At 40.8% G+C, this 8,228-nt stretch carries 6 protein-coding genes and 1 pseudogene; 4 read left to right on the top strand and 3 right to left on the bottom strand.

Annotated elements, in window-relative coordinates; genetic code table 11:
• Window positions 1-269 (top strand): transposase (locus DW793_RS13275; protein ID WP_181988380.1); only part of this gene is annotated, 269 nt, incomplete at its 5' end.
• 203 nt (window positions 270-472) lie between these two features.
• On the opposite strand, the gene nrdG is transcribed toward DW793_RS13275, so the two are convergent.
• From nrdG to DW793_RS13260, 3 genes are all read right to left on the bottom strand, one after another.
• The gene (gene nrdG, locus DW793_RS13270) at window positions 473-988 is read right to left on the bottom strand and encodes an anaerobic ribonucleoside-triphosphate reductase activating protein (RefSeq protein WP_118158424.1); all 516 of its coding nucleotides are present in this window, start codon (window positions 986-988) and stop codon (window positions 473-475) included.
• Window positions 989-990: 2 nt separating this feature from the next.
• Window positions 991-3,249 carry an anaerobic ribonucleoside triphosphate reductase gene (locus tag DW793_RS13265; RefSeq protein ID WP_117927603.1) on the bottom strand — a complete coding sequence of 753 codons (2,259 nt, stop codon included), beginning with the start codon at window positions 3,247-3,249 and terminating at the stop codon, window positions 991-993.
• A gap of 413 nt (window positions 3,250-3,662) precedes the next feature.
• Window positions 3,663-3,860, bottom strand: coding sequence for a hypothetical protein (locus DW793_RS13260; protein WP_022287342.1), 198 nt, complete (start codon window positions 3,858-3,860; stop codon window positions 3,663-3,665).
• Between the two features lie 283 nt (window positions 3,861-4,143).
• Here DW793_RS13260 and asnB point away from each other — a divergent pair.
• From asnB to DW793_RS13245, 3 genes and pseudogenes are all read left to right on the top strand, one after another.
• Window positions 4,144-5,978 (top strand): annotated as a pseudogene (gene asnB / locus DW793_RS13255) (asparagine synthase (glutamine-hydrolyzing)).
• A gap of 271 nt (window positions 5,979-6,249) precedes the next feature.
• Window positions 6,250-6,693, top strand: a complete 444-nt coding sequence (locus DW793_RS13250) for an NfeD family protein (protein ID WP_118158423.1) — start codon at window positions 6,250-6,252, stop codon at window positions 6,691-6,693.
• A gap of 34 nt (window positions 6,694-6,727) precedes the next feature.
• Window positions 6,728-7,702 (top strand): SPFH domain-containing protein, encoded by a 975-nt coding sequence (locus tag DW793_RS13245; RefSeq protein WP_118158422.1) that lies wholly within the window; start codon window positions 6,728-6,730, stop codon window positions 7,700-7,702.
• Window positions 7,703-8,228: the final 526 nt, after the last annotated feature.

Raw genomic sequence — 8,228 nt, 5'->3', positions numbered from 1 at the left:
GAAACCGTAAAATTCGCTTGAATGAAGAACTGACAAAGTTTCACAAGGAAGTTCTCTGCAACCTGAACAGCATTCACGGAGCACTGCTGCGTATGAACCGAAGTATCCAGTCGGAAGGTGCAAACGGCATTATCAAGTGGAACAGGTCATATACCAGAGCTCGCAGAAGAGGATCAAAAGCCTTGAATTTAGAAATTGCGATGATTTGCTGTGGTTTTAATCTTCATAAATTCCACTTGAAAAAGTCTGCAATAAAAAAAGCGGCATAAATTTAAAATATTTTCCACATTTTCAACACGGCAAAAACGCAGTTTTTGTGCCGCTGTGTTTGCTGTACCCAAAATTCAGCCAAAATAGTTATTTTTGCGATCTGGCATAAAAAGGAGTCAAGATTTCCCAAAAGCAGGAAATCTTGACTCTTTGAGCGCTGTTTTTTTTACAACGCCATTTTTATCTTCCAAATAGTAAAAAATCAATAAGGCTCTATAGCCACCGCACAACCCTTTTTTAAAGACTTCTGTACGTCGATGAAGCGTTGATTTCTACTGCCCATAAATTTCAACTCAAGGCTTCGCTGCGACAGAATAAATGGTCCGTCAACAAGATAATCAAGCTGACATAGAAGCTCCATATAGCCGTTTTCAGCGTTAGCGTTTGCAATAAGATATTCATAAGTATAGCCTGTGAATGAAATAACATTCAGCGGAAAGCCATTGAACGCTTTTATCTTTACTGCAAGCTCTGCTAACGGTTTGCACTGACAGAAAGGCTCACCGCCACTGAACGTCACACCGTCAAGAAGCGGGTCTTTTATTATCTCATTGTAAAGCTGGTCTGTGTCAACGACAATGCCACCGTTAAAATCATGTGTCTGCGGATTGTGACAACCCTCACAGCCGTGTGGACAGCCCTGCGTAAAAATAGTGAACCTAAAACCCGGTCCGTCTACGATAGATTCACCGACAGTGCCTGCTATCCTAAGCTCCATGGCTAATTGTCACCCTCACAGCAGGCTTTTGCACGAGGTATCCTCTCATGTATCACCTTGCTGTGTTCAGCCTCAGAACGTCCACACTTCGGGCATTTGTCACCTATTATTCCAGTATATCCGCAAACAGGATCACGGTCAACAGGGTGGTTTATTGAGCCATAGCCTATGCCAACTTCTTTCATATATCTTACGACTTTCTCGAATGCAGAAAGATTGTTCAGCGGATCGCCGTCAAGCTCGATATAGCTTATATGGCCTGCATTTGTAAGAGCATGGTAAGGAGCTTCTATTTTAAGTTTCTCAAACGCTGTTATCGGATAGTAAACAGGTACATGGAAAGAATTAGTATAATATTCTCTGTCCGTAACTCCTGCTATCTCGCCATAACGTTCTCTATCCATTTTAACAAATCTGCCAGAAAGTCCCTCAGCAGGCGTTGCAAGCAACGAGAAGTTAAGACCAGTACGCTTTGTTTCCTCGTCCATTCTTGCTCTCATACGTGAGATTATCTCCAAGCCAAGCTCTCTTGCTTCTTCACTTTCACCATGGTGCTTGCCAGTAAGCACTTTAAGACACTCAGCAAGACCGATAAAGCCCACGGAAAGCGTGCCATGCTTTAGAACTTCTTCAAGCGTATCGTCAGCCGTAAGCTTCTCTGAATCGAGCCATATGCCCTGACCCATGAGGAACGGATAGTTTCTCACACGCTTTGAACACTGTATCTTAAATCTGTGCATAAGCTGGTCGATACAAAGATCCATAAGCTCATCAAGGCTGTCAAAGAAAGCACCGATATTACGCTGTGCTTTTATGCCAAGTCTAGGGAGATTAATGGTAGTAAAAGAGAGATTTCCCCTGCCTGTCACTATCTCACGAGTAGGGTCATATGCGTTACCGATAACTCTTGTGCGGCAACCCATGTAAGCTATCTCAGTGTCAGGATTGCCCTCCTTGTAATACTGTAGATTGAAAGGAGCGTCGATAAATGAAAAATTCGGGAAAAGACGCTTCGCTGATACACGGCAGGCAAGCTTGAAAAGGTCATAGTTCGGGTCATCAGGGTTAAAGTTCACGCCCTCTTTTATCTTGAAAATATGTATAGGAAAAATAGGCGTTTCACCATTGCCAAGTCCTGCTTCCTCTGCAAGAAGAATATTCTTTATAACAAGTCTGCCCTCGATAGAAGTATCAGTACCATAATTTATGGAGCTGAAAGGCGTTTGAGCGCCTGCACGGGAGTTCATGGTATTCAGATTATGGATAAGCGCTTCCATTGCCTGATATGTGGCTCTGTCAGTTTCTTTCAAAGAGTTTTTATATGCAAAACTCTGTATCTTCTTAACTATAGGTGCGTCAACAAAATTCACAAGAAACTGTGCTTCAGCCTCTTGATAGCCGTTATCATTGGCGAGAGTGATCTTTAAACCCTGCTCATCAAGCATTTCAGTTATTTTCTTTGCAATGCTCTGAGCATCAGAAACTTCACCAAGCAAAGCAAGCCCCCTGCCGATATTGTCACGATAGCGGTGTCTGAACGTCTTTCTTACGCCCTCAGCCATATCATAATCGAATTTAGGAAGAGATTGACCACCGTGTTGGTCGTTCTGATTTGATTGGATAGCAATACAAGCAAGCGCCGCATAGCTTTGTATATCATTTGGTGTACGCAAAAAACCATGACCTGTAGAAAATCCCTTATCAAAAAGCTTTGTAAGGTCTATCTGAGTACAAGTGGTGGTCAGTGTATAAAAATCAAGGTCATGAATGTGGATATCGCCCTCCTGATGAGCCTTTGAATGCTCTGGAGCAAGAACATACATCTCATTGAACTCCTTAGCACCCACAGAGCCGTATTTAAGCATTGTACCCATTGCGGTATCGCCGTCTATATTAGCATTTTCACGCTTCAAATCGTTATCTTTCGCTGATTGGAAAGTAAGATCCTCATAAACTTTCATAAGACGGGTATTCATTTCTCTTGCACGAGTCCTGTTTGAGCGGTAGAGTATATAACTTTTTGCAGTATCAGCCATGCCCTCCTCGATAAGTACACGCTCAACGCAATCCTGAATCTCTTCAACAGTAGGCATATCAAGGTGTTTTTCCATAAGCTTATCAACAACTTTACCCGAAAGCTCCAAAGCTTCCTCATAGTTATCCTTGCCCACAGACTGAGCCGCCTTGTATATAGCGCCAGCTATTTTCTCAATATTGAAAGTTACAGTACGTCCGTCACGCTTTTTTATCTTGATTATCACAATACCGCCTCCGATTTTCCCAATTTATCCTTATATTTTTTATATTCTCACAACTCGCACCGCAAATCACAACATATTGTATAAAAAGCAGTGCTTAATACAAGTATATAGTATAAATGACGCAAAGTCAAGGCGTTATACAACAAAATGTGACTTTGTTATTTGTATTAAATGCACAAAGCCACATTTCGTCAGATATTGATTTTAGGTGTCAAGTAGAATGCTTTTAGTTGTAATGCAGTCGAACTTTACAATGCATAATACAATATAGTTTGGTTATTGATACTGTAAAGTGAGCTAACTTGTCGTCTTATACATTTTTAAGTGCTGCTTCATGCCTCCGAAATGTCGTAAATAAGCGAATTTGGCAAGCACGTAAAGCACTTTAACTTGTCGAGTTTTTAAATTTTATGTTATGCTGCTGAACTGCTCTCGGCACTCTCGTAAGTGTAATCATGTGTGACTACAGAGCTGCCTGTTTCATTTTCAAGTACCTCTTCGAGAGTAGTATTCATCATGTAGGCGCAGAAAGATATCAGCATTACAAAAAAACTCACTATCAACACAATATCCAATCTATAACCATTTTTCTTCTTTTTGTTATCGTTCATAAGATCTTCTCCAAAATATGATTTTAATACCATTATACTATATCCCTCTGCCTTTTTCAAGCCAAAATGACAAAATCGCAGATATTTTTATACCATACACACTGCCATGTGATAAATGCACAAAAGACAATTTCTTTTATTGTTTAATTTTTGTTTTTACCCCTTGCAAAAAAGCCGCATATAGTGTATAATAAGTATTATATTGCTTGACGTTCACTAGGCGACAAGCGGCCGTATTAACTAAGATACAGGCAATTTGATTTAACAGAAATGAGGCTTTTATATGTGCGGTTTTGTTGGATTTACAAATAAAATCAATGACGCTTCCATAGTTCTTGGAAAAATGATGGATAGAATAAAACATAGAGGTCCTGACTCTGACGGAAAATATGTTGACGAGCAGATCGCAATGGGTTTCCGCCGACTTTCGATCATCGACCTTTCAGATCAAGGTAGCCAGCCTATCTTCAATGAAGATAAGTCGTTGGTACTTACATTCAACGGTGAGATATACAACTACAAGGATCTCCGTGAAGAGCTTGTAGCGTCTGGTCACAAGTTCTATACACAGACCGACTCAGAGGTGCTTATCCACGGCTATGAGCAGTGGGGCGAGGATATGCTCGACAAGCTGAGAGGTATGTTTGCATTCGTTATCTTCAATAAGAACACAAACGAGGTTTTCGGTGCAAGAGATTTCTTCGGTATCAAGCCTCTTTACTACGCAAAAATGGGCGAAACTCTTATGTGGGGTTCTGAGATAAAGAGTTTTCTTGACCACCCTCATTTTAAGAAGGAGCTTAACACAGACGTTCTTGAAACTTATCTAACATTCCAATATTCTCCTACAACAGAAACTTTCTTCAAAAATGTTTACAAGCTCCCTGCCGCTCACTGCTTTACATACAAGAACGGCGAGATGAACGTAAGAAGATATTGGGAAGTTAAATTCCACGCTGACAATGGCCCTGCTCTTGAAGATTGGGTGAATAGGATATCCGACACTTTCAAGAACTCTGTTGAGGTACACAAGTTCGCTGACGTTGAGGTAGGTTCCTTCCTTTCAAGCGGTGTTGACTCAAGCTATGTTGCCGCTGTTGCCAACGTTGACAAGACCTTTACTGTAGGCTTTGGTGAGGACGAAAAGTACAACGAGATAGGTTATGCTAAGGAATTTTCAAAGTATATCCACAAGGAGAATTTCTCAAAGGTCATCAGCCTGAGGAATACTGGAACAGCCTTTCAAAAATACAATATCACATGGACGAACCTCTCGCAGACCCTGCGGCTGTGGCTCTGTTCTTCGTATGTCAAATAGCTTCTGAAAAGGTCAAGGCAGTGCTTTCAGGCGAGGGTGCAGACGAAATATTCGGTGGATACAACATCTATCACAACCCTGCTGATATGGCAAGCTACTTCAAGATACCAAGACCTATCAGAAAGGCTGTTGGTGCAGTTGCTGAGAAACTGCCTCACAAGCACGGCATAAACTATCTTATAAGAGGTTCTAAGGACCTTGACGAGAGATTTATTGGTAACGCATACATCTTCTCTGAGAAAGAGCGCAAGGATATTCTGAGCATAAAGACAAACGCTCCTGACGCTATGGCTATCACAAAGCCGTTCTATGACAAGGTAAGAGATCAGGATCAGGTAACGCAGATGCAGTACATTGACCTGCACCTTTGGATGACAGGTGATATTCTTCTTAAGGCGGATAAAATGAGCATGGCTCACTCTCTTGAGCTTCGTGTACCGTTCCTTGACAGAAAGGTAATGGAGCTTGCAGAGCAAATACCTGTAAAGGACAGAGTTACTGAAACTGAAACGAAGTATGCAATGCGTCTTGCTGCACTTCAGGCTTGCCCTCCACAGACAGCTAAGAAAAAGAAGCTCGGCTTCCCTGTTCCTATCAGGGTATGGCTCAAAGAAGATAAGTATTATAATATAGTAAAGGATAAGTTTACTTCTCCTCAGTCGGCACAGTTCTTCCACACAGATAAGCTTGTACAGCTTCTTGACGATCATCGTGCAGGCAAGTATGATTATTCTAGAAAGATCTGGACAGTGTTCTCATTCCTTGTTTGGTATGATGTTTATTTCAGTGACAACGTATAATTACACAAATAGTAAAAGCGGTTACCTCCGGCGGGTTACCGCTTTTACTGTAAATTTTTTTATATAACTATCTTTTAAAAGTACTTTTTCTTTATGTAGCAGCATCAACATGTATATATTAGAGTACAGCTAATAAAATATGGTACGGTCAATGTAAAATCATTGAAGATTAAAGTTAAAAAAGCAAAAATATTGTGTCTTAGCTATTGTAAATTTTAAAATAATATGTTATAATAAATCTTAAATAAATGAGAGGAACAGGGGGTATCATATGACAATTGCTACACTCAAAATAGTTTTTTGGGCTTTAGCTTTCGTGTTCTTTGTTGTATGCGAGGTCGCAACAGGAACGGCACTTGTGTCTATATGGCTTGCTATAGCAGCGCTTATTGCGATGTTTTGTGCCATAGCTAAGCTTTCTTTCCTTACACAGTGCATCGTATTCGTCGTAAGCTCGATCATACTTCTTTTGCTTACAAGACCTGTGGTCAAGAAGCTCCAGAACAAGCCAGTTGCAACAAATTACGAGCTTGATGTGGGAAAAACTGCAATAGTTATTGAGCCTATAGATAACTCTGTGAACAAAGGCAGGGTCACTCTTGAGGGCACAGATTGGGCAGCAAGAACTGAGGACGGCTCAAAGATCTCAGAAGGCACACCAGTGAAGGTAGTGCGTATTGACGGTGCAAAGCTGATAGTTTCAGAAGAAAAGTAACAGCTTACATAAACTTATTTTTAGGAGGCATATAATGGAACCTGGAATTTATATCGTACTTGCTATCATCGTATTGCTTATAATCATTGTTATCAGCAACATCAAGATAGTACCGCAGGCATATGTATTTGTAGTTGAAAGACTTGGAGCTTTACATGCGGCATGGGGAACGGGACTTCACGTAAAAGTACCTTTTATCGACCGAGTTGCAAAAAGAGTATCTATCAAAGAGCAGGTAGTTGACTTCAAGCCACAGTCAGTTATCACAAAGGATAACGTAACAATGCAGATAGACACTGTTGTGTTCTTCCAGATAACAAACGCAATGCAGTTCACATACGGCGTTGAGAGACCTATCTCAGCTATTGAAAATCTGACGGCAACAACACTCAGAAACATTGTTGGTGATCTTGATCTTGAGGCTACGCTCACTTCCCGTGACATTATCAACACAAGGATCACAGCAATTCTTGATGAAGCCACAGATAGGTGGGGCATCAAGGTGCAGAGAGTTGAGCTTAAGAATATTCTTCCGCCAAGAGAAATTCAGGATGCAATGGAAAAGCAGATGAAAGCTGACCGTGAAAGACGTGAAAAGGTCATTCAGGCAGAGGCTGAGAAGAAATCTCAGGTACTTGTTGCAGAGGGTGAGAAAGAATCTAAGATACTCAGAGCACAGGCAGACAAGGAGTCACAGATACTTGCAGCCGAAGCTGAGAAGCAGTCTATGATACTTCGTGCAGACGCTGTAAAGGAGCAGAAGATACTTGAGGCAGAAGGTGAAGCGCAGGCTATCGACATGGTACAGAAGGCGATTGCCGAGAGTATCGTCAAGCTGAATGCTGCTAACCCTAACGAGCAGGTAATCCAGCTCAAGAGCCTTGAAGCATTTGCTAAGGCAGCAGACGGCAAGGCTACAAAGATCATTATACCAAGTGAGATACAGGGTATTGCAGGTCTTGCAACAGGACTTAAAGAAGTCATGACAGACGTTAAGAAGCCACAGTAAAACGCATATAGTTAATCCCCTTCAAGGCAAATGCTTTGGAGGGGATATTTTTTGCATTGAAAAGCGAGCAGGACACTGAGATAAATTCAATGCCCTCCAAATATCATTAAGCTAAAAAAATCAAGAAATAAAATAACTATGATACATTCACATGAATACGTTAGCTATCGGCTCTAAAAATGCTCCGTCAGCAAGAAAAATTGTATGCGTTATGCAGTCCATTTTAGTTCGTGCAGCAAGTTGTTCTGCCGCAGCAGTGTTGCCGTCCATCGCTAATCTGTATAACTTTAAACTATCCAGCCAAAAATCAACAGCATGATAAATTATCGAAGTTGTGAGAGCAAAAATTTACAGTTTTACTTTAACTTCATAAATTTCATCATCTTCACCGATCAACAGCCAACAAAAATCACAAATGCAATACATATTCAGGCTACAAGGATGTCTATTGTTTAGGTAGAAAATAGAATCATTTTCATAAAAATAAACAAAATTATCCTTTTCATTTTCAATTTTAAAATACCTA

The sequence above is a fragment of the Ruminococcus sp. AM31-15AC genome, from assembly GCF_003462045.1.
In the GTDB taxonomy this organism is placed as follows: Bacteria; Bacillota; Clostridia; order Oscillospirales; family Ruminococcaceae; genus Hominimerdicola; species Hominimerdicola aceti.
This window is presented reverse-complemented; position numbering and strand designations above follow the sequence as displayed.

What these genes read in the sequence shown, in the direction of transcription:
- nrdG (WP_118158424.1), bottom strand. Translation starts at nt 988, where the DNA reads ATGGAGCTTAGGATAGCAGGCACTGTCGGTGAATCTATCGTAGACGGA.
- DW793_RS13260 (WP_022287342.1), bottom strand. Translation starts at nt 3,860, where the DNA reads ATGAACGATAACAAAAAGAAGAAAAATGGTTATAGATTGGATATTGTG.
- DW793_RS13250 (WP_118158423.1), top strand. Translation starts at nt 6,250, where the DNA reads ATGACAATTGCTACACTCAAAATAGTTTTTTGGGCTTTAGCTTTCGTG.
- DW793_RS13245 (WP_118158422.1), top strand. Translation starts at nt 6,728, where the DNA reads ATGGAACCTGGAATTTATATCGTACTTGCTATCATCGTATTGCTTATA.